Annotated in this window: 25 protein-coding genes and 1 pseudogene; 7 read left to right on the top strand and 19 right to left on the bottom strand. The window is 68.1% G+C overall.

Features of this window, described 5'->3' with window-relative positions; genetic code table 11:
• Positions 1–17: 17 nt before the first annotated feature.
• Positions 18–1,805 (top strand): aspartate--tRNA ligase, encoded by a 1,788-nt coding sequence (gene aspS, locus ACE3O8_RS01880; RefSeq protein ID WP_374386238.1) that lies wholly within the window; start codon positions 18–20, stop codon positions 1,803–1,805.
• Positions 1,806–1,855: 50 nt separating this feature from the next.
• Here aspS and ACE3O8_RS01875 read toward each other — a convergent pair whose 3' ends face one another.
• From ACE3O8_RS01875 to ACE3O8_RS01850, 6 genes are all read right to left on the bottom strand, one after another.
• On the bottom strand, positions 1,856–2,467 hold the full coding sequence (locus ACE3O8_RS01875) for a thioredoxin family protein (protein ID WP_374386187.1): 612 nt from the start codon (positions 2,465–2,467) through the stop codon (positions 1,856–1,858).
• A 30-nt stretch (positions 2,468–2,497) separates the two neighbouring features.
• Positions 2,498–4,576: a protein-disulfide reductase DsbD family protein gene (locus ACE3O8_RS01870; RefSeq protein WP_374386184.1), complete on the bottom strand. Its 2,079-nt coding sequence runs from the start codon at positions 4,574–4,576 to the stop codon at positions 2,498–2,500.
• 192 nt (positions 4,577–4,768) lie between these two features.
• Entirely contained in the window at positions 4,769–5,344 is a 576-nt protein-coding gene (rpsI, locus tag ACE3O8_RS01865) for a 30S ribosomal protein S9 (protein WP_374386182.1), read from the bottom strand.
• Positions 5,341–5,841: a 50S ribosomal protein L13 gene (gene rplM / locus ACE3O8_RS01860; protein ID WP_374386180.1), complete on the bottom strand. Its 501-nt coding sequence runs from the start codon at positions 5,839–5,841 to the stop codon at positions 5,341–5,343. The genes rpsI and rplM overlap by 4 nt, the downstream gene beginning before the upstream one ends.
• A 113-nt stretch (positions 5,842–5,954) precedes the next feature.
• Positions 5,955–6,281: a divalent-cation tolerance protein CutA gene (gene cutA, locus ACE3O8_RS01855; RefSeq protein WP_374386178.1), complete on the bottom strand. Its 327-nt coding sequence runs from the start codon at positions 6,279–6,281 to the stop codon at positions 5,955–5,957.
• Positions 6,278–7,336, bottom strand: coding sequence for a COX15/CtaA family protein (locus ACE3O8_RS01850; RefSeq protein ID WP_374386176.1), 1,059 nt, complete (start codon positions 7,334–7,336; stop codon positions 6,278–6,280). Before ACE3O8_RS01850 ends, cutA begins: the two co-directional genes overlap by 4 nt.
• 249 nt (positions 7,337–7,585) lie before the next feature.
• On the opposite strand from ACE3O8_RS01850, the gene ACE3O8_RS01845 reads away from it, so the two are divergent.
• Entirely contained in the window at positions 7,586–8,281 is a 696-nt protein-coding gene (locus ACE3O8_RS01845) for a phosphatidylserine decarboxylase (protein WP_374386174.1), read from the top strand.
• Positions 8,278–9,066 (top strand): phosphatidylcholine/phosphatidylserine synthase, encoded by a 789-nt coding sequence (locus ACE3O8_RS01840; protein WP_374386172.1) that lies wholly within the window; start codon positions 8,278–8,280, stop codon positions 9,064–9,066. Before ACE3O8_RS01845 ends, ACE3O8_RS01840 begins: the two co-directional genes overlap by 4 nt.
• A gap of 4 nt (positions 9,067–9,070) precedes the next feature.
• On the opposite strand, the gene ACE3O8_RS01835 is transcribed toward ACE3O8_RS01840, so the two are convergent.
• Positions 9,071–9,277: a hypothetical protein gene (locus ACE3O8_RS01835; RefSeq protein ID WP_374386170.1), complete on the bottom strand. Its 207-nt coding sequence runs from the start codon at positions 9,275–9,277 to the stop codon at positions 9,071–9,073.
• 193 nt (positions 9,278–9,470) lie between these two features.
• Between ACE3O8_RS01835 and ACE3O8_RS01830 the strand changes: the two are divergent.
• Positions 9,471–11,030: pseudogene (locus ACE3O8_RS01830) on the top strand (long-chain fatty acid--CoA ligase); the annotation flags it as partial.
• 22 nt (positions 11,031–11,052) lie between these two features.
• Here the strand turns inward: ACE3O8_RS01830 and ACE3O8_RS01825 are convergent.
• The 5 genes from ACE3O8_RS01825 to ACE3O8_RS01805 all read right to left on the bottom strand — a co-directional run bounded on the left by ACE3O8_RS01825 (position 11,053) and on the right by ACE3O8_RS01805 (position 17,165).
• Positions 11,053–11,643, bottom strand: coding sequence for a DUF4136 domain-containing protein (locus ACE3O8_RS01825; RefSeq protein ID WP_374386168.1), 591 nt, complete (start codon positions 11,641–11,643; stop codon positions 11,053–11,055).
• A gap of 2 nt (positions 11,644–11,645) precedes the next feature.
• On the bottom strand, positions 11,646–12,221 hold the full coding sequence (locus ACE3O8_RS01820; RefSeq protein WP_374386166.1) for a DUF4136 domain-containing protein: 576 nt from the start codon (positions 12,219–12,221) through the stop codon (positions 11,646–11,648).
• A gap of 73 nt (positions 12,222–12,294) precedes the next feature.
• On the bottom strand, positions 12,295–14,721 hold the full coding sequence (locus ACE3O8_RS01815) for a zinc-dependent metalloprotease (RefSeq protein WP_374386164.1): 2,427 nt from the start codon (positions 14,719–14,721) through the stop codon (positions 12,295–12,297).
• A gap of 69 nt (positions 14,722–14,790) precedes the next feature.
• Positions 14,791–15,912, bottom strand: a complete 1,122-nt coding sequence (locus tag ACE3O8_RS01810) for an SO2930 family diheme c-type cytochrome (RefSeq protein ID WP_374386162.1) — start codon at positions 15,910–15,912, stop codon at positions 14,791–14,793.
• Positions 15,909–17,165 (bottom strand): parallel beta-helix domain-containing protein, encoded by a 1,257-nt coding sequence (locus ACE3O8_RS01805; protein ID WP_374386160.1) that lies wholly within the window; start codon positions 17,163–17,165, stop codon positions 15,909–15,911. The genes ACE3O8_RS01810 and ACE3O8_RS01805 overlap by 4 nt, the downstream gene beginning before the upstream one ends.
• Positions 17,166–17,303: 138 nt before the next feature.
• On the opposite strand from ACE3O8_RS01805, the gene ACE3O8_RS01800 reads away from it, so the two are divergent.
• Positions 17,304–17,906 (top strand): TetR/AcrR family transcriptional regulator, encoded by a 603-nt coding sequence (locus ACE3O8_RS01800; protein WP_374386158.1) that lies wholly within the window; start codon positions 17,304–17,306, stop codon positions 17,904–17,906.
• Here ACE3O8_RS01800 and ACE3O8_RS01795 read toward each other — a convergent pair.
• Together ACE3O8_RS01795 and ACE3O8_RS01790 are read right to left on the bottom strand one after the other, a co-directional pair.
• Positions 17,903–19,819: a hypothetical protein gene (locus tag ACE3O8_RS01795; RefSeq protein ID WP_374386156.1), complete on the bottom strand. Its 1,917-nt coding sequence runs from the start codon at positions 19,817–19,819 to the stop codon at positions 17,903–17,905. The genes ACE3O8_RS01800 and ACE3O8_RS01795 overlap by 4 nt on opposite strands.
• The gene (locus ACE3O8_RS01790; RefSeq protein ID WP_374386154.1) at positions 19,816–20,121 is read right to left on the bottom strand and encodes a hypothetical protein; all 306 of its coding nucleotides are present in this window, start codon (positions 20,119–20,121) and stop codon (positions 19,816–19,818) included. The genes ACE3O8_RS01795 and ACE3O8_RS01790 overlap by 4 nt, the downstream gene beginning before the upstream one ends.
• Positions 20,122–20,220: 99 nt before the next feature.
• Between ACE3O8_RS01790 and ACE3O8_RS01785 the strand changes: the two genes are divergently transcribed.
• Positions 20,221–21,171, top strand: coding sequence for a LysR family transcriptional regulator (locus tag ACE3O8_RS01785; protein WP_374386152.1), 951 nt, complete (start codon positions 20,221–20,223; stop codon positions 21,169–21,171).
• On the opposite strand, the gene ACE3O8_RS01780 is transcribed toward ACE3O8_RS01785, so the two are convergent.
• Both ACE3O8_RS01780 and ACE3O8_RS01775 read right to left on the bottom strand, forming a co-directional pair.
• Positions 21,168–21,749, bottom strand: coding sequence for a hypothetical protein (locus ACE3O8_RS01780; RefSeq protein WP_374386150.1), 582 nt, complete (start codon positions 21,747–21,749; stop codon positions 21,168–21,170). The genes ACE3O8_RS01785 and ACE3O8_RS01780 overlap by 4 nt on opposite strands.
• 104 nt (positions 21,750–21,853) lie before the next feature.
• On the bottom strand, positions 21,854–22,372 hold the full coding sequence (locus tag ACE3O8_RS01775; protein WP_374386148.1) for a MarR family winged helix-turn-helix transcriptional regulator: 519 nt from the start codon (positions 22,370–22,372) through the stop codon (positions 21,854–21,856).
• Positions 22,373–22,533: 161 nt separating this feature from the next.
• Between ACE3O8_RS01775 and ACE3O8_RS01770 the strand changes: the two genes are divergently transcribed.
• Positions 22,534–22,728, top strand: coding sequence for a DUF2061 domain-containing protein (locus ACE3O8_RS01770; protein WP_374386146.1), 195 nt, complete (start codon positions 22,534–22,536; stop codon positions 22,726–22,728).
• Here ACE3O8_RS01770 and ACE3O8_RS01765 read toward each other — a convergent pair.
• From ACE3O8_RS01765 to ACE3O8_RS01755, 3 genes are all read right to left on the bottom strand, one after another.
• The gene (locus tag ACE3O8_RS01765; RefSeq protein ID WP_374386144.1) at positions 22,725–23,300 is read right to left on the bottom strand and encodes a DUF2939 domain-containing protein; all 576 of its coding nucleotides are present in this window, start codon (positions 23,298–23,300) and stop codon (positions 22,725–22,727) included. The genes ACE3O8_RS01770 and ACE3O8_RS01765 overlap by 4 nt on opposite strands.
• A 79-nt stretch (positions 23,301–23,379) precedes the next feature.
• A complete protein-coding gene (locus ACE3O8_RS01760; RefSeq protein WP_374386142.1) occupies positions 23,380–23,802 on the bottom strand; it encodes an OsmC family protein in 423 nt (140 codons plus the stop codon).
• Position 23,803: 1 nt separating this feature from the next.
• Positions 23,804–24,497, bottom strand: a 694-nt coding sequence (locus tag ACE3O8_RS01755; protein ID WP_374386140.1) for an alanine:cation symporter family protein, incomplete at its 5' end; no start/stop codon positions are given.

Genomic DNA, 24,497 nt, shown 5'->3' with positions numbered 1-24,497 from the left:
CCATGAACACGACCGAAATTCACGCCTATCGCACCCATCATTGCGCCGAGCTGACGGCCGCGCATGTCGGCCAGACCGTCCGCCTGTCGGGCTGGATCCACCGCAAGCGCGACCATGGCGGCGTGCTGTTCATCGACCTGCGCGATCATCACGGCCTGACCCAGCTGGTGGTGGCCGCCGGTTCGCCGTTCCTGGAGACGCTGGACCGGCTGCGGCTGGAATCCGTGGTGACGATCGACGGCGAAGTGGTGGCGCGCAGCGAGGGCACGGTGAACCCGAACCTGCCGACCGGCGCCATCGAGGTGCGGGTTCGTGGGGTTTCCGTGCAATCCGAAGCAGCCGAGCTGCCGCTGCCGGTGGCGGGCGAGGCGGAATATCCTGAGGATATCCGCCTGCGCTACCGCTTCCTGGATCTTCGGCGGGAGCGGCTGCACAGGAACATCGTGCTGCGTTCGAAGGTGATTTCGTCGCTGCGCCAGCGGATGCAGGCGCAGGGCTTCACCGAATATCAGACGCCGATCCTGACGGCTTCCAGCCCGGAGGGCGCGCGCGACTTCCTGGTGCCTTCGCGGCTGCATCCGGGCAAATTCTATGCGCTTCCGCAGGCGCCGCAGATGTTCAAGCAGCTGCTGATGGTGGCGGGCTTCGACCGTTATTTCCAGATCGCGCCCTGCTTCCGCGACGAGGATGCGCGGGCGGATCGCTCTCCGGGTGAATTCTACCAGCTCGATTTCGAGATGAGCTTCGTGACGCAGGAAGATGTGTTCCAGGCGATCGAGCCGGTGCTGGCGGGCGTGTTCGCTGAGTTCGCCGGCTGGAACCGCGACAAGCCCTGGGCGGTGACGGAAGGGGCGTTCCCGCGCATTCCCTACCGCGAATCCATGCTGAAATATGGCAATGACAAGCCCGATCTCAGGAACCCGCTGCTGATTTCGGACGTGTCGGAGCATTTCCGGCAATCCGGCTTTGGCCTGTTCGAGAAGATCGTGGGTTCGGGCGGCGTGGTGCGGGCGATCCCCGCGCCGAACACTGCGGAAAAGAGCCGCAAGTTCTTTGACGACATGAACGAATGGGCGCGCAGCGAAGGCCATGCGGGCCTTGGCTATGTGACGCGCAAGGGCGGCGAATTCGGCGGCCCCATCGCCAAGAACCATGGCACGGAGGGCATGGAAGCCCTGTATGCGGCGCTTGGGCTTGGCCCGGACGACGGCTGTTTCTTTGCGGCCGGCAAGGAGCTTGCGGCTGCCAAGCTGGCCGGCTTTGCCCGCACCCGCGTGGGCGAGCAGCTGGGGCTGATCGAGCAGGGCGCCTATAAGTTCTGCTGGATCGTGGATTTCCCGATGTTCGAGGCGGACGAGGAAACGGGGAAGATCGACTTTTCCCACAACCCCTTCTCCATGCCGCAGGGCGAGATGACGGCGCTGGAAACGAAGGACCCGCTGGAGATCCTGGCCTTCCAGTATGACATCGTCTGCAATGGGGTGGAGCTGTCCTCTGGCGCGATCCGGAACCACAAGCCGGAGATCATGTACAAGGCGTTCGAGATCGCCGGCTATACGCGCGACCAGGTGGACACGAATTTCCCCGGCATGATCAACGCCTTCAAATATGGCGCGCCGCCACACGGCGGGTCTGCGCCGGGCGTGGACCGGATCGTGATGCTTATCGCGGACGAGCCGAACATCCGCGAGGTGACGCTGTTCCCGCTGAACCAGAAGGCGGAGGACCTGATGATGAACGCGCCTTCGGCCGTGAGCGAGAAGCAGCTGCGCGAACTGCATATCCAGCCGCGCAAGCCGGCCTGAGCGGCGGAAACCCCGGCTGGGCGCCATGCGCCCTGCCGGGCATCAGCCGGTCAATATTTGACTGAGCAGCCGTAGGGGCGGCTGGTCGGCGTGGCGACGGGCTTCCCGGCCTTCACATCGGCCAGCGCCAGCTTCACCAGCGGTTCGGCCCTTGCGATGTCGGCCGGGTTGGCGCTGGGGATGCTGTCGATGCCGCCCGCATAGGCCAGCGTGCCATCCGGCGCGATCACGAACATGTGCGGTGTGGTGCGTGCGCCATAGGCGCGGCCGACGGCGCCATCGGCATCGAGCAGATAGGCCGTCGGCTGGGAACCCTGCTGGCGCATCTTGGCGCCGGCCTGCTCACCCGACAGATGGCCCTGCTTTCCGGCGGCGCCTGAATTGATCGTCAGCCACACGGCGCCGCCTTTGCGGGCTTCTGCCTGAAGTTTCTGCATGTCTCCGCCGGAATAATATTTCTGCACGAACGGGCATTCGGGGTTCGTCCATTCCAGCACCACGGGCTTGCCCTTGAAATCCGAGAGGCTGACGCTGCGGCCGGCGGCATCCTTTGCGGTGAAGGCGGGCGCGGGCTGCCCGACGACGGCATTCGCCAGCACCGGGGCGGCGAGGACGCCCAGGACCATGATGGGGGCGACTGCTGCAAACAGGGGCTTCATCATGAACATCTCCTTCTTGGCTTCGGCATGATGTCAGGTGGCGGATGAACCGGGGGTTGCAAGCGCCGTCAGCGCCCCGACGGTGAGGATCTGCGGAAGCTCCGTCACTTTGCCGTCGGCGCCGTAGAAGAGGTAGAGCGGGATACCGGCGCGGCCGCGATCCTGAAGGAAGCGGGCGATGGCCGGATCAGGCCGGGTCCAGTCCCCCACCATGACCTGGATGCCGGCCTTTTCAAAGGCTTCGGCGACGGCGGGATCGGACAGCGCGCCCTTTTCGTTCACCTTGCAGGTGAGGCACCAATCCGCCGTGAAATAGAGGAAGGTGGGCTTGCGGTCCCCCTGTGCGGCGGCGATGGCTTCGGGCGTGAAGGCAACGCCGGACAGGCTTGCCGGGCCGGGTTCCCGGGTGAGCGGATCCTGTTCTGTGGGCATGCGGCTGAGGGCGAGCGGCGACAGCAGCGCGATCAGCGCGGCGAGCGACACGGTGACGACGACGGACGCGCGCTTTTGCTGGCGCATGCCGAGGATCCACAGGATGACAGCCAGCGCCAGCGACATGGACAGCCCCAGCATCAGGGCGTTGTGCCCCGCCTGCCGCCCCAGCACCCAGGCGAGCGCCAGCGCGGTGAGGAACATCGGCACGGCGAGGAAGCGGCGGAAGCCGACCATCCACGGGCCGGGCCTGGGCAGCAGGCGGCGCAGGGCGGGAATGAAGCCGATGGCAAGGAAGGGCAAGGCAAGGCCAAGGCCCAGCCCCGCGAACACCGCGAGGCCCGCCATGGGCGGCAGCAGCAGGGCGGCGCCCAGCGCGCCGGCCATGAAGGGGCCGGTGCAGGGCGTGGCGACGAAGGCAGCGAGCGCGCCGGTGAAGAAGGCCCCGCGCGCACCCGGCTTCGACGCCAGATCCGAGCCCATGTTCGCGGCGCCGAGGTTCACCTCGTAGAGGCCCGCGAAGTTGAGGCCGATCGCCAGCGTCAGCAGCATCAGGAACAGCACGACGCGCGGATCCTGCAACTGGAAGGCCCAGCCTGCCCCCTGGCCCGCCGCCGCGATGCCGATGGCGGCCAGCCCCAGCAGCGTCGTGACCAGCACGACGCCCGCCGTATAGGCAAGCCCCTCCGCACGGGCGTGGGCGGCCGATTCGCCCGACCGCGCGAGGCTGAGCGCCTTCAGGCTTAGGATCGGGAACACGCAGGGCATCAGGTTCAGGATGAGGCCGCCGAGGATGGCGAGGCCGAGGGCGGGCCAGAATGCGGCCATGCCGGGCTTCGGGGCCGGGGCCGTCTTTAGCGGCTGCCCGGCCGTGACGGAGCCGGGCCGCGCGGTGATCGCAAGGCCCAGCACATCATCGCCGCGCTCGATCCGGAGGAGGCCGGGGACGTCGCCCGGCGTTGCGCCCGGCACGGCGTCTGTCTCCACGATGAGGGCCGTTGCGGTTCGCGAGACGGTTTGCGGGCTGGCGAACAGGACGCTGTCGTCGCCAGCCGCGAAGAAATGGGCCGCGGTGACGGCGCCGGTGTCGGCGAACGGAACGGAGAGGCGGATGCGCTTGCCGTCTGTCTGGTAGCTTGCGGCTTCGGCCAGCTGCACCGGCAGCGCGGCGCGTGCGGCGTCGAAGCGGGCGCGCTGGGCGGGATCGGCTGCACCGTCGCCGATGGGGAGGGTCAACGACAGGTCCGCCCCTTCGGGGATACAGATCTTGTCGTCGCACACGAGCCAGTCGATCCGGGCCTTCAGCGGCAGCTCCCCGCTTGCGCCCTGCGGAACGGTGACCTCGGCGAGGAGGACATTTTCATCGCCATAGACATGGTTCATCAGGCCGGCGACGACATAGGTTTCCGGCACCGGGTAGCGGAAATCCGACACGGTGACGCCCTTGGGCAGCTGCCATTGGGCGCGGGTGGGCATGCCGCTGTCGCCGGGATTTTCCCAATAGGTGTGCCAGCCGGGCTTCGGATCCATCACCAGGCCAATGGTGAAGCGCTGCCCCGGCGCCGGGGCCTTCACCTCGCTGACGAGCTCGACGCGGGTGTTTTCCAGCTGTGCGCTGCTGGCGGCAAGCGCCGGGCCGGCAATCAGAAGGGCGAATGCGAGGAAGAGGCGGGCAAGCATCGCCGCCTGTTTACGGGAGGGCGGGCGGCGGGGGAAGGGCGTTGCGACGGGAGGAGAAACGGAAGGGCAGGAAGGTAGGCGGGCAGGCCGCGCCGCCGCAGACGCAGACGCAGAAAAGGCGGGGCTTTCGCCCCGCCTTTTCCCGTGCCGCCTGACCCGCGAAGACGGGCCTGCGGTGCAGCGCTGTGGCGCTTAGCGCTTCGAGAACTGGAAGCTGCGGCGGGCCTTGGCCTTGCCGTACTTCTTCCGCTCGACCGCGCGGCTGTCGCGCGTGAGGAAGCCGGCCTGCTTCACGGCGGTGCGAAGCGCCGGTTCATAGCGGGTCAGCGCCTGGGCGATGCCGTGCTTGACCGCGCCGGCCTGGCCCGAAAGGCCGCCGCCGACGACGGTTGCGACCACGTCATACTGTTCCAGCCGCTCGGCCACGTCGAACGGCTGGTTGATCACCAGGCGCAGCGTGGGGCGGGCGAAATAGACGGTCTGGTCGCGGCCGTTGATCAGGATCTTGCCGGAGCCGGGCTTCAGCCACACGCGGGCGACGGCATCCTTCCGGCGGCCGGTCGCATAGGCGCGGCCGAACTTGTCGAGGATCTGCGGACGCAGCGCGACAGGTTCCGCCTGCACGACGGGGGCAGCCGGAGCCGCTTCGTCAGCCGGGGCAGCTTCGGCCAAGGGCGCAGGGGCCGGCGCGGCGGGCTGGGACTGCTGCAGCTTCGCGAGATCCGCGAGGCTCATGCGGGTGTCTTCCTGAGGGGTGTTCTCGCTCATTTCGCGGCAACCTTGCCTTCTGCCTGGGCGCCCAGGACGTTCTTGCGGTTCATCGAGGCGACATCGAGCACCTCGGGGTTCTGCGCGGCATGCGGATGCTCGCTGCCGGCGAAGACGCGCAGGTTGCGCATCTGCTGGCGGCCGAGCGGGCCGCGCGGGATCATGCGCTCAACGGCCTTTTCAAGGACGCGCTCGGGGAAGCGGCCTTCCAGCACCTTGTCGGCGCGGACTTCCTTGATGCCGCCGGCATAGCCGGTGTGGCGATAATACATCTTCTGCGTCGCCTTGCGGCCGGTGAAGCGCACCTTGTCGGCGTTGATGACGATGACATTGTCACCGCAATCGACGTGGGGGGTGAAGCTTGCCTTGTGCTTGCCGCGCAGGCGGTTGGCGACGATGGTGGCCAGACGGCCGACGACGAGGCCGTCGGCATCGATCAGGATCCACTTCTTCTGGACCTCGGCCGGCTTGGCCGAGGCAGTGGTGCGGGTGAGCATCGCTTGTCCTTGGGTATGATAATCGGTTCGGAGCGCGGGGCACTACGCGAACAGGCTGCAAAAGGCAAGGAAACGGCGTGTGGTATTTTCATACCGCACATCGAACAGCCCTTCTATCCGGCCGGTTCGCTCTGTGTCCGGACCCATCGGGCATAGCTTTCCAGGCTGTCCTCAACGGGCCAGACCGTGATTGCGGGGACTTCATAGCTGTGTTCGGCGGCGATCGCTTCCACGAGCGCCTGCGCGGTGGCGGCCGCCGACTTGAAGATGGCGGCCACTTCGCTTGCCAGCCGGACTTCGCCTTCCCAGCGATAGACGGAGGTGCAGGGGCCCAGGATGTTGGCGCAGGCGGCAAGCCGCCGATCCACCATCGCGCGGGCGACACGCTCCGCCTCGTCCGTGGAACCGAAGATGCAATAGACGGATACGATCCCGGTCAATGGAGCCTCCCCAAGGTGCGCCTGCCGACACTGTGGGCGCCCCAGGCCGTGCTGGCGACGACAAGCGCGCCGACAGCCTGATGCAGCACGGCAAGCGTGATGTTCATGCCCGTCATGACCACGGCGATTCCCAGCAGGATCTGGGTGCCGAAGGCGCTGTGGATCGCGACAGAGGCCGGCCGCGCGCCGGCGCGCCGGGCCTGACGGGCCAGAACGACCAGCGCGGCCACCGCCACCCATGCCCACCAGCGGTGCAGGAAATGCACCAGGTGCGGATCATCCGCGAGGCTGGAGAGGCCCAGATACTGCGCGTTTTCCGGGAAGAAACGGCCGTTCATGAGGGGCCAGGTGTCTGACGCCCAGCCGGCGTTCAGGCCCGCGACCCAGGCTCCCAGCAGCAGCTGGATGAACAGGATGAGGGCGGTGACGGCGGCGAACGGCGTGAGCCGGGCCGGGCGGGATGCCGGATTCGCGGCCAGCTGGCGCAGATCGAGCGCGGTCCAGACCAGACCGGCCAGGATGAACAGAGCCGTCAGCAGATGCACGGCAAGGCGATAGTGGGACACATCGGTGCGTTCGGAGAGGCCCGACGAGACCATCCACCAGCCGATCGCGCCCTGGAGCCCGCCCAGCGCCAGCAGCGCGAGGAGGCGCGGGCCATAGCCCTTCGGAATGGCTCGCCGCGCCGCGAACCAGGCCAGCGGCAGCGCAAAGGCAAGGCCGATGAGCCGGCCAAGCAGCCGATGCACCCATTCCCAGAAATAGATGAACTTGAAATCCGCCAGGCTCATGCCCTGATTCAGTTCCTTATATTCCGGAATTTGCTGATATTTTTCGAACTCGGCGATCCACTGCGCCTCGTTCAGGGGCGGGATCGCGCCGGTGATCGGCTTCCATTCGGTGATGGACAGGCCCGATTCCGTAAGCCGGGTGATGCCGCCCACCACGACCATCGCGAACACCAGCAGGGCGACGGCCAGCAGCCAGTTGGCGATGGCGGCGGGGCGGGCCGACGGGGGGATGAGACCGGACGTGGCGGGGGACGGATTGACCATGGCGCTGACCCTTAGACCCCGTGGCGCGCGGGAAAAAGAGCAGCCTTGTCGCAACCCGGGCGTGCCGAGGCCCTTTCCGATTGCCGCCATTCCGCCTAGGCTTGGCGGACAATGGACACCGAAAAATCCCGAGACCCGCAGCCGACCCCGGTGGAGACACCGGCTGTTCCCTCCGTTGCGTCCCCCGTTTTGCCCGCGACCGAGCCGGCCGCTCCCCCAGCTGCGCCCCATTCCGGTGGGGTGGCCCCGATGGCGTGGGAATGGCCCTCCGTCCACCCGGAGGCGTGGAAGTTCGCGGCCGTGCCGGCGGCGCTTGCGCTGGTGTTCTTCCTTTCGGGCTGGAGCATCGTCGCCTGGCCGATGGTGGCGCTGACAGTGTTCATCTGCGCATTCTTCCGCGATCCGAAGCGCGCGTCGCCTGCGGGCGAGGGGCTGATCCTGTCTCCGGCGGACGGGCTGGTCAGCCAGATCATGACGGTGGAGCTGCCGCGCCAGCTGGTGGGCGAGGGCGGGCTGGCCGCCGGAACCGCCATGCGCATCTCCATCTTCATGTCGGTGTTCGATGTGCACATCAATCGCGCCCCCATCGCGGGCACGGTGACGAAGATGGCCTATGTGCCGGGCGCCTTCCTGAACGCAGACCTGGACAAGGCGAGCGAAGAGAATGAGCGGCAATATTTCCTGATCGAGGGGGCCGACGGCACGAAAGTTGGCTTCACCCAGATCGCCGGGCTGGTGGCCCGGCGGATCGTGGGCTTCGTGCGCGAAGGCAGCATCGTGGGCACCGGGCAGCGCGTGGGGCTGATCCGGTTCGGAAGCCGGGTGGATGTGTTCCTGCCCGAAGGCTATGCCCCGAACGTGGTGAAGGGCCAGCGGGCGGTGGCCGGTGAAACGGTGATTGCCGTGCGCGGCGCGGCGCCTGCCCGGCCGGGGCCCCGCCAATGACGGAGCCTGCGCGGCCCGGCCCGCCGCCGCTTCCGCTGCGGGCGCTGATTCCCAACGCCATCACCATGCTCGCGCTCTGTTCCGGGGCGACGGGGGTGCGCTTTGCGATCGGCGGCGAATTCGACAAGGCCGCTGCCGCGATCGTGATCGCGGCCGTGCTGGACGGGATCGACGGCCGCGTGGCGCGGCTGCTGCGGGGGACGAGCCGGTTCGGCGCGGAACTCGATTCGCTGTCGGACGTGACGGCCTTCGGCGTGGCGCCGGCGCTGATCCTTTACCTGTGGGCGCTCGACGACCTGGGCCGGCTGGGCTGGGTTGTGGCGCTGGCGCTGGCGGTGTGCTGCGCGCTGCGGCTGGCGCGGTTCAACACCGCGCTGGATCTTGCCGATCTGCCCAAGACGGGGGGGGGCTTTACCACCGGCGTTCCCGCGCCGGCCGGCGCGGGGCTTGCGCTGGCACCCCTGTTCTGGAGCCTGGCGCACGACGGCGCGCTGGACCTGGACCCCCATAACCGGGCGATCCTGGTGGCGGTGGTGACGGGCGTTACGGCCTTTCTGATGGTTTCGGCCCTGCCGGGCTGGGGATTCAAATCCGTGCACATACCCCGTAGCGCCCGGCTGTTCGTGCTGGCGGCCGTGGGCCTGTTTGCGGCCGCGCTGGCGCAGGCCCCCTGGATGACCCTGTGCGTGCTGGCGGTGCTGTACGGGGCGGCATTCCCCTTCGCGACGCTGCGCTACAACCAGTTGCGAAAGGCCGAATTGGCGCCGCGGGACAGCGGGGACTGACGCGCTAGGCTGCGAGCCGAAGCCCCTGCGCCACTGCGGGTCGCTGGCCGGGGAAGGGGAGGATGTTGGATTCGCCGGTGCCGCCGGCCTTCAGCACCACGATTCCGGCACGGGGGCCGCGCAGCGCCATCGCGAGCGCAGGGGAGCGACGCCACAGCAGCGCCGCGTTCAGGCCGACGAGCGCCAGCAGGGCCAAAGAGGAAGCAATCATCCGCGACATCCTTTCGAATCGGGCATTCCAATCCTGTTCCGATTCGGATGTTCTTTGTTTGTTCCAAACGAGTCAAGCCTGTCTGCCGGGATGATGTTGCGTTGAGGAAATGGCGGCCTTCCCGTTTCCCTTCGCTTTGCGCTAGGACTGCGGGCGGGAGGAGATGCCGACATGACGACGGGCACGATGCAGGACTGGCGAGCGCGAGATCGTGAGCCTGACCTGCGAGGGCCATGAGGTTCGCACCAACTGGCGGCAGGTTCAGGGGCGTGCCCGCCAGGTGGCGCAGGCGCTGCGGGGGCTGGGCGTGAAGCCCGGCGAGCGGGTGGCGACGCTGGCCTGGAACACCCACCGCCATGTGGAAAGCTGGTACGGCATTTCCGGTATGGGCGGGGTGGCCCACACCATCAATCCCCGGCTGTTCGAGGACCAGATCGCCTATATCGCGAACCATGCCGAGGACAGGGTGCTGTTCTTCGACCTGACCTTCGTGAAGCTGGTGGAAAAGCTGGCGCCGCGCCTGACCACGGTGGACCATTATGTGCTGCTGACTGATCGCGCCCATATGCCGGCGGACTGCAGCCTGAATCTGATCTGCTATGAAGAGCTGATCGCGGGGCAGGATGCGGATGCCCCCTGGACGGTGGTGGCGGAAACTGCGCCGTCGGGCCTGTGCTATACCTCTGGCACCACGGGGAACCCGAAGGGCGTGCAATATTCCCACCGGGCCAATGTGCTGCATGCCTATGGCGCGTGCATGGGCGATGTGCTGGATGTCCGTTCGAACACGGTGATCCTGCCGGTGGTGCCCATGTATCACGCCAACGCCTGGGGCGTCCCCTATGCGGCGGCGGCCACCGGCGCGAAGCTTGTGATGTGCGGGCCCAATTTCGATGCGCCAACGATCGCCAACATGATCCGCAAGGAAGGTGTGACGCTGACGCTGGCGGTGCCGACGGTGTGGCTGGGCATGTTGCAGCACCTGGAAGCGACGGGCACGAACCTTGATCCGCTGGAGCGGGTGGTGATCGGCGGATCCGCCGCGCCGCGCGCCATGATCGAGGCGTTCGAGGAGAAATATGGCGTCGATGTGTGCCATGCCTGGGGCATGACGGAGATGACGCCGCTGGGCACGCTGGGCACGCTTTCCGCCGAGGCGCGGACGCTGCCGCGTGCGAAGCAGATCGATCTGAAGTGCAAGCAGGGCCGCGCCATCTTTGGCGTGGAGCTGAAGCTGGTGGATGATGAAGGGCGCGAACTACCGCGAGACGGGGTTGCGTTCGGCCGGCTGATGGTGCGCGGGCCGTGGATCGTGGGCAGCTATTTCAAGGGGGACGGCGGCACCATCCTGGATCGGGATGGCTGGTTCGACACCGGCGATGTCGCGACCATCGACCCCAGCGGCTACATGCAGATCACGGACCGGTCGAAGGACGTGATCAAGTCCGGCGGGGAATGGATCTCCTCCATCGAAATCGAGAATCTGGCGGTGGGGTGCCCCGGCGTGGTGGAAGCAGCCGTGATCGGCGTGGCCCACCCCAAGTGGGACGAACGCCCGCTGCTGATCATCGTGCGCAAGGAAGGCGCGACGATGACGGGCGCGGACGTGCTGGCCTATCTGGAGGGCAAGATCGCCAAATGGTGGATGCCCGATGCGGTGGAGTTCGTGGATTCCATTCCACATACCGCCACGGGCAAGATCCAGAAGACGGCGCTGAGGGAGCAGTTCGCGGGCTACCGGCTGGCGGCGTGACGCCCCCAGCCGGTTGCGCGGATCAGCGGATCGGCACCTGAACCGTCTGCCCGGCAGGCCCCGGGAAATCGGTGAACAGGGCCGTTGCAAGAACGGGCGTCAGCGGCGTGCCGCGCTGGCCGCCCGGCTGGGTGTCCAGGCTGGCCCGGCCTTCCCACACGGCCTGATTGCCGGGGTTCTGCACGAGGGAGACGGACAGCGTGGTCGTGGTGGCGACCGACGGCGACGGTTGCCCGCCGACCGGCACGTTCACGCTAGTGCCCACGCCGACATTGCCGGTGGAAAATCCGCCGCCGATGCCGATGGAGACGCCGGACTGGCGCGGCGGGCCGATGCGTTCCGTTGTCTGCACATCGACCACGGCCGTGAACTGGGCCGCCTGCGGGCTGGAGACAGGCTCGAACCCCTGGCGGCGCAGCTCGGCGCCCACCGCATTGGCCTGCTGCTGGAACTCCAGGCTGCTGGCCATCTGCGGATTGGCCGGGCGGATATAGACCGTGCCCCGGCTCATCGGCTGGTTCTGGTGGAAGCGCAGCACATTGGCCGTGGGCGTGGTGGAGCAGGCCCCGAGCGCGAGCGCGACGGCGACGAGCGCGGCAGACGCGGCGCGCATGGTTACAGGCGAACCTGCTGGGTGACGCCCGGCGTGCCGGGGAAGTCGGTGAAGAGGGCGGTCGCCAGGCGCGGAACCGCCCATGTCAGCGTCGATTCCTGGGAACCGGCGTTCGCCGTCTTGGAGGCGCGGCCTTCCCAGACCTTCTGGCCGTCACCCTGGCGCTGGATCTGCACGGCGATCGTGGTCGTGCGCTCGGTGCTGTTGCGCGGGCCGCGGCCGACCGGGGTGGCGATGATGGCGGAGCCGACGGGGACGCCGACCGTGGTGCCCGGGCGGGTAACGGTGGTGCCGTCCGTCTGCGCGATGTCCAGCGTGGCGACATATTGCGCCTGCGCGGCGCTCGGCACAGTCTGGAAGCCTTGGCGGCGCATTTCGACGGCGACCGATTCCGAATGGGTGCGGAATTCCAGGCTGTTGGCCATGGAGGGATCGGCCGGCTGGATGAACAGCGTGCCCCGGTTGATCGGCTGGTTGGTGTGGAAGCGCGCCACATCGGCATAGATGCCGCCGCGCCCGCACGCGCTGAGCGCGATCATCAGGGCGATGGAGGATGCGGCCAGAATACCCTTTTTCATTGCTGTTCCCCTGCTCGTTTCCCGCCCTTCCTAGAACTGCTTAGGCGGAAATTCCAGCGGCGTTCGTCGCATATCAGTCCATGTCTGCGGCGCCGATGGGCATGCCGGGCGGCACCCGGGGCGCGCTGTCGGGGCTGGCGAGGAAGGCTTCCACCGAATCCCGGTCTGCCAGCAGCTTCAACAGGCCCGCTTTCCAGGTCCGCTGGGCGGCTGATGTGGCGGGGCTGGCCGCAAGATCCGTGCGGAAGCGATCGACCGCCCCGTGCAGCTGCAGCGCGACGACCGGCGACAGCCCCGGCTGCCGCTGGGCGCGCAGGACGGCGCCGACGATCCGTGTCGCCACGCGAAGGCGCACCTCGTCCGTCGCGGGATCGCCGCCGGGCGCCAGCGCCAGCGAGAAGAGCCGTGCGGCGACATCCGTGGGGGCCGGAACCTGCGCATCCTGCCCATGCTGGGTCGCCAGCCGGTTCAGCCGCGCCGGGTGCAGCAGCGCATCCAGCGTCACGGTTGCAGCCGCGTCGGTGGCCGCCAGCGGCTCGAACACGGTGCCGCCGTTGGTGGCGAAGATCTCGATCTCGTGCTGGCGATCCCGTTCCCCGGACCAGCCGGCCGACAGGATCGGCACCAGCCGGGGCGGCACGCGGAGCGGCGATGCGGCGACGGTGTCGATCAGGGCGTTCAGTGCTGCCTGCTGGCGCGCGCCGTCCACCGGCACGGCGATGGGGCTTGCGGCGGGGCCGACGGCATAGCGGCTGTCGGTTCCGCCCAGCAGCTTGGCGGCGGCCTCCACCTGATAGCGGTGCATCAGCCAGATCGGCACGAACTTGCGCCGGAGCGACATGGCCGGTTCGGTTGGCGCCAGCGCCTGCGGGCCGAAGCGATCGACGGCGGCCTGCCGCACCTGCATCATGCGGCCAAGTTCCGCCACCGGATCGGCGCCGTCGTCCCACAGGCTGCCATGCGGGTGGGCGCTGCCCACGTCGCGCGCCTGTTCGTCGCTGACGAAGCGCAGGCCCTGGGCGGTGGCGGCGTCCGCCTTGGCGCGCGCGGCCGCATCGTCGTCGGTTCCATAGAGCCAGTCGATCGCATAGGCGTCCCAGCGGCCCGTGCCGACGCCATAGGCGTCCGAAAGGTCGGGCGCCCCGTTCACCAGCGTCACGCGCGGGGCGGGATAGTCCATCACGGTGGCGCGATCCTGGGTGCTGCCGGCGAAATTGTGCAGCAGGCCCAGCGCATGGCCCACTTCATGGGCGGAGAGCTGGCGGATGCGGGCGAGAGCCGCATTGACGGGATCGTTCGGCCCGCCCGTTCCCACCTTGTCCGCGCCGACAAGGCCTTCGAAAATCAGCATGTCCTGCCGCACGCGCAGGGAGCCGAGTAGAACGGTGCCCTTCAGGATTTCCCCTGTGCGCGGATCGGTGACGGCATAGCCATAGGACCAGCCGCGCGTCGCCCGGTTCACCCAGTTCACCACATTCACGCGGATATCCAGCGGATCGACGCCTTCGGGCAGGATTTCCACCTTGTAGGCGTCGATGTAGCCGGCGGCCTCGAACGCCTTTTCCCACCAGCGGGCGCCTTCCAGCAGGGCGGTGCGGATGGGTTCGGGCGCGGCGCTGTCGATATAGAAGAGGATCGGCTTCTTCACGCGGGAACGGGCGGCCGCCGGATCCGTCTTTTCCAGGCGGAAGCGGTTTGCCAGTTCATGGACCACGGGGCTGCCCAGCGGGGCGGCGAAATCGACGACCTGCGTCGCGAAGCTGCCGCCGCGCGGATCGAAGCGGCGCGGGGTGTAGCCGGCTTCGGGCAGGCGGATGAAGCTGTGCCGGACCGTCAGGCTGATCTGGCGCGGATCGGGGGCGATGTTGCGGATTTCCGGCCCGGCGGAATCCGAGGTGAAGGTCTGCCGCGCTTCGAACTCCAGATTGTCGGGGAAGGCCTTCACGGCATTGGGGTCGGCCGCCGTCAGCTCGGGCGCCAGCTTCCAGTTCTTTTCGCCCGCGCCCTTCAGGTCGCCCGTCACATCCTGCGCGTCACGCGCGAGGAAGGGGGCGATATCGACGAGGATCGTGCCGCCGGGGCCGGGGATCGCGTCGCCCAGCCAAAGCGTGGAGGTGGCGAAGGCGTCACGCGCGGCGGCCTGTTCCGGAACAGGGGCGTTGGTGGCACGGAAACGGGGGTTTTCCAGTTCGAAGGCGATCTTTTTCCCCATCCGGCGGATGCTGAGGATATTGGCGGGGCCGGGGCGGGAGCGATCGAGGCCGAGCGGCGCCGAACCGACGCCGGTGCGCAGCTGCGCCATATAGAGGACGCGCGCCGAGACGCCGTCCGGCCCGGGGGCAGGCAGTTGCAGCAGGATGCGCCCGCCCGCCTTGTCCACATGCACCGGCAGCAGGCCTTCCTGCCGCACGGTTCCGGCCAGCGGATCGGCAGGTTTCGCGGCGAGCGCCGGGGCGGACAGGAGCAGCAGGGCGGCGGTGGCGAGGAGGCGGGTTTTCATGCCCCATCGCTATCGGGCGGGCCGGTGGCCCGCAAGCGGCTTCGGCCGCGTGCTGTCGTGAAGGCGGCGTCAGCCGCCTGCGTGGCATTGCCCCTTCATCGCGGCGATCCAGCTGCCGACCAGCGCGACGCCCTCTGCATGGGCGGTCGTGCGGCCGATTTCCGGCATCATCTCGTTCGGCTTCACGCTCTGCATCCGGTAGAGGAGTATGGACTTGTCCGGCTGTCCCGGCACGATGTCGAACAGCCGGTCCCCCGTGCCTTGCCCGGCGGCGACCGGCGGCTTGCACAGGCCCAGCGCGCGCGGGTTGGTGGCGGCGGCATCCAGGTGCAGGCCGGAGGTGCGGGCCGGGCCGGTGGCGCTGTGGCAATGGCCGCAGTTGGTGTCGAGATAGGCGCGGGTACGCGCCTCCAGCGGCTGGGCCGCATCCGTCCAGTCCACGTTGCGCAGGTGCGTTGGAGCTGCCGGCAGGCCGGACAGGCGGCCGCCATCCGCCATCGCCTTCAGCTGGTTCGGCGCGCCGGCCAGGAAGGGGGAGGCAATGTCGAGGCTGCGGGCAGTGGGGCCGATGGGGGACATCGCCTTCGTCTGCGCATCGGGGACATGGCAGGAGCCGCACTGGGTGGCGTTCGGAATCACATAGGCGAAATCGCCGCCCGGCTCTTCGCCGTGGGGCGCAAGCGTGATGGCCTGCACGCCGCCGGTGCGCTTCAGCTTCGCCTCTGTCCCTTCGGCGTTCCAGGCATAGGGCAGGGCGATCCAGCCCGCCTGCCGCCGGACGAGCAGCCGGGTTTCGACGAGCCGCACACGGGACACATCCAGCGCATTGCCCGCCAGTTGCGCCGGGCCATGGGCGGCGATGGCGCGGCCTTCGGCATCGAGGGGGTAATAGAAGGTCTTGCTGATGATGGTGCCGACAGGGAAATCCAGCGCCTTGTCCGCGTTGTAGGCGGCCGTCTTGCCCTGCGGCATCCAGATGGTGCGAAGCTTCGAGGCGTGATCGGTGAACAGCGGGGTGGCAAGTTCATAGGGCATGACGCCCTCGGACAGCCGCAGCATGGCGCCGTCCCGCGTGAGGACGCCCCAGTCCGCCAGCGAAGCCGGATCCGCCGCTTCGTGAAAGACCACGCCCGGCTGCCGGCCGCAGGCGACCAGCAGCAACAGGGCGGCGAGCGCCGCGATGCGCATCATTGGCCGGCGGTTGACGCCCAGCTGGTGTCCACCACCGCGGCGGGCAGCGGCGGCAGGGTGCAGGCATGGGCGGTGCTGATGGCAGGGTTCTTGAACTTGTTCGGGCCGTCGGCGTTCAGCACCTCGGCCGGCGCATTGTTCACGCACAGCACAGCGGGCGTGCCCTTGGCCGGCTTCGGGTTGGCAAACCCGTCCCACAGGATGTCGGGCAGGCGGCCATTCAGGCCGAACTTCAGCGTCTTCAGCGCCTTCAACTCAACGGTGCCGGGCGAGTCCCCGCCGCCCTTGAAGCGGTTGCCATGGACATGGATGCCCTGCGGCCAGGGATCGAAGCTGTCGGCCACGCCCTCTTTCGTCATGTAGCCCGTCGAGAAATAGCTGGAAATGATGATGTTGGCGGTGCTGTTGTCGGCGATGTCATTGTCGAAGATCTCGACGAGGTCGTTCGAATTGATGACGACGCCCGACCCTGCCGGAACGGAGGCGACGGCGGTGCCCTTGGCGCCGAAATTGCCGGTGTTGTTGGCGAAGATCCGGTTCTTGAACACCCGCGTGGTGTGGCCGACGGCGGGCAGGTTGGGCATGTTGAACACCAGGATGCCGCCGGTGTTGTTGGTGGCGACATTGTCGAACACGTCCGCGTTCACGGTATTCTCGATCTCGATCCCGGCGACATTATATTCGGCGCGGCTGTTCTTCACGACGACATCGCGCGACTGGCCGACATAGATGCCTGCGTCCGACGCGCCGATCGCGACGGAGCCGTCGATCAGCACATTCTTCGTCTGCACCGGATAGATGCCATAGGCGCCGTTCTTCGTGTCGGGGCCGTTCGTCCATTCCGTGCGGACCCGGCGGATGATCACATTTTCCACCCCGTTGATCTTCAGCGCGTCGCCCTTCGAATCCTCGATGGCGAGATCCTCGATGATGAAGTTTCCGCCCGTCACCAGCAGGCCTTCGGCGCCCGCGATCTGGCCCTTGAAGGACAGGACCGTCCTGTCCATCCCGGCGCCGCGGATGGTGACGCCGGGGCTGGACAGGCTGAGCGAGCGATCGAGGCTGTAGAAGCCTTCCGGAATTTCGATCACATCCCCCGGCTTTGCCGTAACCAGTTGTTCCAGCAGCTTTTCTGTCGCCTCGGCCGTTGCCGGCGCCGGGGACTTTGTGCCATCTTTCGGGGCCTGCTGGTTGCAGGCGGCAAGAAGAAGCGTTCCGCACAACAGAGCCGCCTTGACAGGACGAATGTTCATGTTGCTCCTCCCCCAGCGCAGTTTTGCCGTTGCTCGCACGGGTTCCGGCAGGGCGCAAGCCAAAAGTTGAAATGATTTCATTTTCTATTGTGTTTGCGTGCGCCGCCCGTTAGGGGCCGCGCTTTTTCCGAGGACAGGATGAGCCGCAAGACCCCCACACAGGCGCGCGCATTGGCGACCAGACGCGCCATTCTGAACGCGGCCCATGCGTTGCTGGAAACGCATGAGCCCGAGGATATCGGCACGGTGCAGATCGCCGAGCGGGCGGGCGTGCCCGTCGGCTCCATCTATCGCTATTACGCCAACCGCAGCGACATCTTCCGGGCGCTGGCGCAGGAAGCGATGGAACTGGTCGATGCGCCGCTGGAGTCGATGCTGCTGGCGGGCCTCAGCATCGAGGTGCTGGTGCGGCAGGCGGTGGGGCTGCTGCTGGCGGCGAACACCGTGGCGGATCGGCGCCTGCAGCGTTACACCCGCCTGTCGCCTGATCTGAATGACGTGTGGGTGACATCCAACCTGAGGGTCGAGATGGCGGTTGCCGGCTCCATCCTGGCGCGCAATCCCGCGCTGGACGACCAGACGCGCACTGCCGCCGCCCGTGTGCTGATCCAGGCCGTGCTGGCCGGCATCGACGCGATCATCAAGTGCGACGACGCCGACGCCCGGGGCCGGCTGCAGGGCGAACTGGTGACGATGGCGGTCGCCTATGTGAAGGAACTGCTGGCGCGCACCGATCCCTAGGCCGGGGTGATCCGCACAACCGTCCGCCCGGACAGGCTCACACGGATGTCGGCCGTTCCGTCTGCACTTGCTTCGATCATCTCTCCGATGGCGCCTTCGACCCGGTAGCGCCGGCCGGGCTGCAGCCGCGCGAGCGTCAGCAGTTGCGCCCCGTCGTCCCGGCCGGGATAGAGGGTGAGGTCGAGGGCGGAGCCGTCGCTGTAGGCCCTGGCGACGAGCACATCGGGATAGCTTGCCCCGGCGAGGATCGGGCCTGTGCGGGTGGATTCGGCCGGGCCCTGCGCGAACGAGCGCCGGAAATCGCCGGTGCGGATCAGGCTGCCCAGCACCGCATAGGCGTTGGTGTCGTTCGAGCCGGCGGTGTAGCGGCGCACGCCGTCGCGAACTTCGGGCGCGCAATCGGCATCGAGCCCCGCCTGGGCCGCTTCGGCCAGCATGTCGTCACCGAATTCACGCGCGGCGACGAGGATGGACGCATAGGCGCCCGTGTGGCCGGGCCTGTAGTTGCCGGTATCCAGCCCCTTGCCCGGCAATTTCAGCTGAAGGCGGCCGTCCGGGCCGGATTGGAGCAGGGGCGCAAGTTCCCGGCGGGCGGTTGCCCACTGCTTTTGCGCGCGATCGGGCGCGAACACATTTTCGAAGGGCGCATAACCGAATTCGGAGACGGGGAACGGCACCGGAAGGCCGGTATACTGGGAACGCAGGCCGATGATGGAGCCGCCTTCGTCGGTGAATTCGGTGTCCATCGCGGCGAACCAGCCGGGCAGGTAGCGTGCGACATTGTCGGATCCCGTCACCGCATCCGCCACCGCGAGCGAGGCCATGCCATAGTGGTTGCAGATCGGGTAGATCCAGTTCGGCTCGCAGGCGTAATGGCCGAATTCCGCGCTGTCGTAGTTGCGCGTGACCGAGCCGATGATGCTGTTGAAATCATGGACATAGGTGGTGCGATCGTTCAGCCGGAACGACAGGCTGCCGGGCTGGAGGTAGCGGCGGTCCCCGGTGGCCAGCATATATTGCCCGACATGCATGCCGAACCAGCCGGTGAGCATGATGTTGTCGCGATCGGCCGGATCCCAGTTGCTGAAGTTCAGATGGCCCCAGCAGCTTTCATAGACCCAGTAGCCCCACACCTTCCGCAGCAGATATTTCTCGATGAGGTTGCGCTGGGCCTGCCCCATATAGCCGGTGAAGCTGGGGACATAGGCGGTCTGCGCAATGCCCAGCGCAAAGCCCATGTGGTTGATCTGGTAGCGAAGAGCCGCCGGCTGGAACTGGTCGATCACATCGAACCCGCCCCATTGGTCGATGGGCTGAAGGGCGCGATCCAGCAGGTAGCGCAGGCTCGACAGCTGGTCCGGTGTCAGCTCGCGGGCCGAGATGTCGGGCACGTCGACCGCTTCTGCCTGCACTTCGGCAAGTGATTGCGGCACATAGGTTTCGCGCGCGATCCCCTTGGCCAGCGCTTCGGAGCGGAGGCGGATGGTGCGGCGGCGGAAGCCGAGCGCCACCGCCCCGGCGAGGGCAACGGCGGCGAACGGCGCGGGCTGCCACACGGATTCGCCCGCCATCGCGCCCGCCAGAAGGGCCGAGCCGAGCCAGACGGTGACCGGCGCAAGCACCATGCCCGCCCAGAACCAGGCGACGCAGCTGGCGACGAACAGCAGCAGCGTCAGCGGCACCAGCAGCATGGCCCAGCCGCCGACGGCGAAGAAGCCCGCGCCAGGTGCGATGAGGCCCAGGCCGGCGGCCTGCAACCCGGGGGCCAGCTGCAACAGCGAGGGCAGCAGCCCGGCGACCACCATCGCCAGATAGATGGCGAGCGTGCGGCGCTGCCGGGCGATGGTGACAGGCCCCTTGCGCGGGGTGAGGGGCCTGTGCGCAAGGCCGGCCTTCAGGTCGATTGCGGTCATGGACGGTTCCTGATGCTGCAGATGGCGGTGTGGAGCGCCTGTTCGAAGGCGGTGTCGGCGGCTTCCGGCGGGGTGGCGGCGAAGGCGGCGGTCGCGATCCCCGCGCCGGCCAGCTGCGCCAGGATCAACGGGCCGGCATAGCGGCGAAGGCGACGGGCGGGTGCGGCGGCCGGCTGCCCCGGCGCCCAGGCGACGGCGACGCTGGGCAGGTGGCGCGGCGCGAACCCCAGCCGCTCGCGAAGCGCGGCAAACGGCAGCAGAAGCTGGCTGAGCAGATAGAGCGCGAAGGCGCAGCAGGCCATGTCATCCCTCCCCAGGGTTCGGCAAATCTGCCTGCGGCGGGCGCCGGCGTCCAATAGATTGATAGCTGCATCTGATAAGTGAAGTTGATAAATGGCGGCATGGACGATCTGAAGCCGCTTCGCTGTTTCGTGGCGCTGGCCGACGAGCTGAACTTCAGCCGCGCAGCCGAGCGGGTGCATCTGACGCAGCCGGCGCTTTCAAGCCAGATCCGGTCGCTGGAAGCGCGGCTGGGCTTTGCGCTGTGCCATCGCACGACGCGGCGCGTGGCGCTGACGGATCGCGGGTCGGCCCTGTTGCCGGCCGCGCGGCGGCTGATCGAGGAGGGGCGCCGCCTGGACGCGCTGGTGGCGGAGCTGAGGGGTGCGCCCCGGCGCAAGCTGACGCTGGGAGCGGCCTTTTACACCATCGACATTCCCGAACGGGTGCGGCTGCTGGAGGGGTTTTTCGAGCAGCATGCCGATGTGGCGCTGGACGTGAGCCCGGCCTGGCAGCGGGAGGTGGTGGAGGATCTGCAGGCCGGGCGCATCGACCTGGCGCTGCTGGTGGGCATGCCGGTGCCGCGCGCGCAGATGGCACGGGAGCTGCTGCTGGAGCCCGGCGTGGAAGTTCTGTATCCGGACGATCTGCCGCGCATGCTGCTGCGGCGGGAGCCTGTGGGCCTGCTGGTGCCGCGCGAATCCCCGCTTGCAGCGCTGCCGGACGTGCCGCCGGCCGCCCTTGCCGGGCAGCGCGTGGCGATGCTGGGCGCAGCGCATGGCGAATTCCTGCTGGAGCCGATCAGGCGGGCGCTGGAAGGTGGCGGCGCGCTGCTGCATGTGCCGCCCGAACCGCACGGCATCGGGGTGGAACGCTATGGGCGCCAGTTCCGCATCCCGGCGGTCACGCTGGGCTGGTTCGGCGGCGGCGCGCCGGGCGACGACATGGTGCGCCTGCCGATCGAGGGGCTGCACATGGCGACCGAACTGGCGCTGCTGCACGCGCCGGGGGACATCGCGGGCGACGCCGCGATCTTCTGGGACCATGCGCGGGCAGCGATTGCCGGTGGCTAGCGGCGGCCGGCGGCCCCCAGAAGAAGGCGCGCTTCATGCCTGTCCAGCACGCGATCCGCGAACAGGCGCAGGGCCTTTGCAGCGATCAGCGCGACGCCGATCATCAGCGATGTCCTGTCCCAGCCGCGCAGCGCGAAATCGGATGGCGGGCCGGCGAACAGGATCGCGACGAACGCGCCCAGGATCGCGAGCTGCACGGGCAGCCGATGGCCGCCGCGGGTGGCAAGCGAGACGCAGGCGCCGATCAGCAGGCCCAGCACCACCATGCGCGACACCAGCTCGCCGCTGCTGATGGGCAGTTCGGCCAGCGTGATGCCGATGGTGACGGCGCCAAGCCCGCCCAGAAAGGCGACGAGGAAGGACAGGTTTGCGACCAGTTGCCGATCATGGCGGACGGCGGCGTGGCGGGTGCGGAAATCGCGATCGACGCGGGCGGCCTTTGCCAGCACCGCATGCGGCGCCCCCCGGCCGGCCCAGCGATCGAGCAGCTGATCCACCAGCGTATCGACGGGCTGATCCTGCGGCTCTGCAGCGAGAGCCGGGAGATGGATTGCGGAGGCTGACCCCTGGTTGGACATATACGCGCCTTCGACCCGGACTGATTCTTGGTTGATGGCTGATTTTTCAGCCTTGCAATACTGCTATGGGGCCGAGGGCCGCCGGGCAAGCGCCGGATTGTAAATCAAGGTTTACTTTGTTCGGGCGCGGCGCTGGTCGTCGCCGCACCGGAGGCGACGGCCTGAAGCGCAAGCTGAAGCGCTGCGAGGCCGGGGGACAGGCTGCGGACCAGCTCGTCAGGGGCGGCATCCGCCGCCAGTGCCAGATCGGGCCCCAGGCGCGCGAGGCCGGCCGCCAGCGTCGCCCGGCCATCGGCTGTCAACCGCAGCGGCCGGCAGCGTCGATCCGCCGGATTCTCCGCCACATCGATGCAGCCGCGCCGCGCCAGACGCGCCACCGTCGTCGTCATCGTCTGCTTGGTGACGCCCAATGCCGTCGCCAGCGCGAGTGGCGTAGCGGGCTGCCCGGTGCGGCCCATTTCCGAAAGCACCGCGAACTGCGCCAGCGTCAGGCCCTGCGGCAGGCCGCGTTCCACCAGCGAACGGGCGAGCTGGTCGATCGCGGCAATCCGCGTGAACAAAGTGTAGAGCGATGCTTCGGCGCCGGACAGCAAGGGAACCTCCGGCCCCGACAATGCCGGCATGCGGCGGGCAGGGGAAGCCGGCGGGGGCAGGGATTGATCCGTCCCGGAGCGGGTTCCGACAGGCAATCGACGCGTCAGATGAGAGTCATTTGCAAAAGTGGTTGGAACGCCGCGCGCCGGCAGGGGTATGAGCAATGGAATTCAGATGCGGGGGAGTGCCCATGCGCCGTGTTGCCAAGACTGCCAGCTATTGGTGCGTGCATATCACCGTTGCGATCACGCTGGCCTATGCGCTGACGGGCAATCTGGCCGCCGCCATGGCGATCGGCCTTCTGGAGCCGACCGTGCAGGCCTTCGTCTTCTTCCTGCACGACTGGCTGTGGGAGCGGAAGCCGGCTGCGGAGCGGCCAGCCTAGGCAGGCGGCGTCGCGATTGCGGGCGCCGGATCCAGATCAACCGCCGAGAGCCGCCACGACAGCCCGTCCCGGCGGAACGTCAGTTCCGGCGATCGGGGGTTTCCGGCCGCCGTCACATGAAAGGCATCCAGCCCGTCCCGGCGGATATCCAGCTTCGGCCCCGCCAGCACCGCCAGGCTTTCCAGTGCCGGCTGCCCGAACGGGGTGCCGCCGTCACCCGCGGCAGACAGGACCAGCCCGACCGTTTCGGGCGACACGGCGGACTCGACCAGCGGATCGATGAAGGCCCGCGCCATGGCGATTCCCACCGCCTTCAGCGTGCCGGCCTGCGTGGCGCGCGCCTCTTCATCCAGCTGCGACTGCAATTCGCCCTTCAGCGACTGGCGCAGCGCGGGATAGTCCACATGGCGGGAAAAGCCCTGCGCGTCTCCGCCCAGGGCGGCCTGTTGCATGGCGCCCAGCGTGAGGCGCGGCGAAGCGGCATACCAGCCGCCCAAGGCGGCGACGCCTAACGCCAGCGCCGAGGCGGCGGCAAGGGAGGCGCGCCGGAGGGCGCGTGTGGAAATGATCATCGGTTTCGAGGGTCCTGGGCGATGGGTCGCGATTGGCGCGCGCCCTTAGGCCGACGCGGCAGAACCCCCGATGAACGGACTATTCAGCTTCTGTCAGGATATGGGGTGTGCCTTCCAGCGTGCGCTGCACGGGGCATTTGGCGGCGATCTCGATCAGCTTCGCCTTCTGCTCCGCCGTCAGCGCCGCGCCGGTCAGCCGCAGGCGCTTGGTGAACATGTCCTGCCGGGGGCTTGCGGCGCCGGGGCCGCCCTTCCGGTGCGTGACCGACACCTCCACATGGTCCAGCGGCCATTTCTGCTGGAGCGCATACCAGCGGACTGTCATCGCCGTGCATTCGGCGAGCGCGGCCGTCAGCAGGTCGAACGGGGCTGGCCCGAGGTCGCCGCCGCCCTGGTCAACCGGTTCATCCCCCGTCAGCCGGTGGCCGGACACCTCGATCTCAACGGCAAAGGCGCTCTTGCCGGATTCCGTGACATGGGCCGTTGTCAGCTTGTCCGCCATCTCAACGCTCTCCCTTGCGCCAGGCGAGGTAGGTTTGCATTTCCGCGCGAAGCGGCTTCGCCAGCAGATAGACGCCGATGATGTTCGGGATCGCCATCAGGAAATAGACGGAATCCACGAAGTCCACGATCTTGCCCAGTTCCAGGATCACGCCCAGCGGCAGGATGCAGCAGAAGGCCGCCTTCACCAGTAGTTCGCGCTTCCGGCCATGGCCCGCCAGATACTGGAAGGCCTCGGCCGCGTAGAAGCCGTTGGCGATCACCGTGGCATAGGCGAACAGGAACACCGCGACCGCCAGCAGCGCCGGGAACCAGGAGTTGATGGTGGCGAAGGCGGCGGTGGCGATTTCCACCCCTTCCAGCCCGCCGTTCGTGGCGGGGTTCCATGTGTCGGCCACCACGAAGGCAAGGCCGGTGATGGTGCACATCACCACCGTGTCCATGAAGGGCTCGATAAGGGCGACGAGGCCTTCGGAGGCGGGATGCCGGGTCTTGGCCTGGGCGTGCGCCGCGACGGCCGTGCCGAGCCCCGCCTCGCAGCTGTAGATCGCGCGCCGCATGCCGGTGACGAAGGCGCCGAGGATGCCCCCGAACAGGCTCTGCGTATTGAAGGCTTCGGAGACGATCAGGCCGACGGCGCCCGGTATCCTGTCGTACCCGGCCGCCAGGATGGCGAGGCAGCCGCCCATGAAGATC

The organism is Sandaracinobacter sp. (assembly GCF_041909755.1).
Classification (GTDB): domain Bacteria; phylum Pseudomonadota; class Alphaproteobacteria; order Sphingomonadales; family Sphingomonadaceae; genus Sandaracinobacteroides.
The sequence above is the reverse complement of the archived record's forward strand: the minus strand, read 5'-3'. Positions and strand labels throughout refer to the sequence as shown.

Excerpts from the sequence above, each read along its gene's own strand:
- ACE3O8_RS01875 (WP_374386187.1), bottom strand. The coding sequence starts at position 2,467 with ATGATGAAGCCCCTGTTTGCAGCAGTCGCCCCCATCATGGTCCTGGGC.
- ACE3O8_RS01870 (WP_374386184.1), bottom strand. The coding sequence starts at position 4,576 with ATGCTTGCCCGCCTCTTCCTCGCATTCGCCCTTCTGATTGCCGGCCCG.
- rpsI (WP_374386182.1), bottom strand. The coding sequence starts at position 5,344 with ATGAGCGAGAACACCCCTCAGGAAGACACCCGCATGAGCCTCGCGGAT.
- rplM (WP_374386180.1), bottom strand. The coding sequence starts at position 5,841 with ATGCTCACCCGCACCACTGCCTCGGCCAAGCCGGCCGAGGTCCAGAAG.
- ACE3O8_RS01850 (WP_374386176.1), bottom strand. The coding sequence starts at position 7,336 with ATGGTCAATCCGTCCCCCGCCACGTCCGGTCTCATCCCCCCGTCGGCC.
- ACE3O8_RS01845 (WP_374386174.1), top strand. The coding sequence starts at position 7,586 with ATGGCGTGGGAATGGCCCTCCGTCCACCCGGAGGCGTGGAAGTTCGCG.
- ACE3O8_RS01840 (WP_374386172.1), top strand. The coding sequence starts at position 8,278 with ATGACGGAGCCTGCGCGGCCCGGCCCGCCGCCGCTTCCGCTGCGGGCG.
- ACE3O8_RS01835 (WP_374386170.1), bottom strand. The coding sequence starts at position 9,277 with ATGATTGCTTCCTCTTTGGCCCTGCTGGCGCTCGTCGGCCTGAACGCG.
- ACE3O8_RS01825 (WP_374386168.1), bottom strand. The coding sequence starts at position 11,643 with ATGCGCGCCGCGTCTGCCGCGCTCGTCGCCGTCGCGCTCGCGCTCGGG.
- ACE3O8_RS01820 (WP_374386166.1), bottom strand. The coding sequence starts at position 12,221 with ATGAAAAAGGGTATTCTGGCCGCATCCTCCATCGCCCTGATGATCGCG.
- ACE3O8_RS01815 (WP_374386164.1), bottom strand. The coding sequence starts at position 14,721 with ATGAAAACCCGCCTCCTCGCCACCGCCGCCCTGCTGCTCCTGTCCGCC.
- ACE3O8_RS01810 (WP_374386162.1), bottom strand. The coding sequence starts at position 15,912 with ATGATGCGCATCGCGGCGCTCGCCGCCCTGTTGCTGCTGGTCGCCTGC.
- ACE3O8_RS01805 (WP_374386160.1), bottom strand. The coding sequence starts at position 17,165 with ATGAACATTCGTCCTGTCAAGGCGGCTCTGTTGTGCGGAACGCTTCTT.
- ACE3O8_RS01800 (WP_374386158.1), top strand. The coding sequence starts at position 17,304 with ATGAGCCGCAAGACCCCCACACAGGCGCGCGCATTGGCGACCAGACGC.
- ACE3O8_RS01795 (WP_374386156.1), bottom strand. The coding sequence starts at position 19,819 with ATGACCGCAATCGACCTGAAGGCCGGCCTTGCGCACAGGCCCCTCACC.
- ACE3O8_RS01790 (WP_374386154.1), bottom strand. The coding sequence starts at position 20,121 with ATGGCCTGCTGCGCCTTCGCGCTCTATCTGCTCAGCCAGCTTCTGCTG.
- ACE3O8_RS01785 (WP_374386152.1), top strand. The coding sequence starts at position 20,221 with ATGGACGATCTGAAGCCGCTTCGCTGTTTCGTGGCGCTGGCCGACGAG.
- ACE3O8_RS01780 (WP_374386150.1), bottom strand. The coding sequence starts at position 21,749 with ATGTCCAACCAGGGGTCAGCCTCCGCAATCCATCTCCCGGCTCTCGCT.
- ACE3O8_RS01775 (WP_374386148.1), bottom strand. The coding sequence starts at position 22,372 with ATGCCGGCATTGTCGGGGCCGGAGGTTCCCTTGCTGTCCGGCGCCGAA.
- ACE3O8_RS01770 (WP_374386146.1), top strand. The coding sequence starts at position 22,534 with ATGCGCCGTGTTGCCAAGACTGCCAGCTATTGGTGCGTGCATATCACC.
- ACE3O8_RS01765 (WP_374386144.1), bottom strand. The coding sequence starts at position 23,300 with ATGATCATTTCCACACGCGCCCTCCGGCGCGCCTCCCTTGCCGCCGCC.
- ACE3O8_RS01760 (WP_374386142.1), bottom strand. The coding sequence starts at position 23,802 with ATGGCGGACAAGCTGACAACGGCCCATGTCACGGAATCCGGCAAGAGC.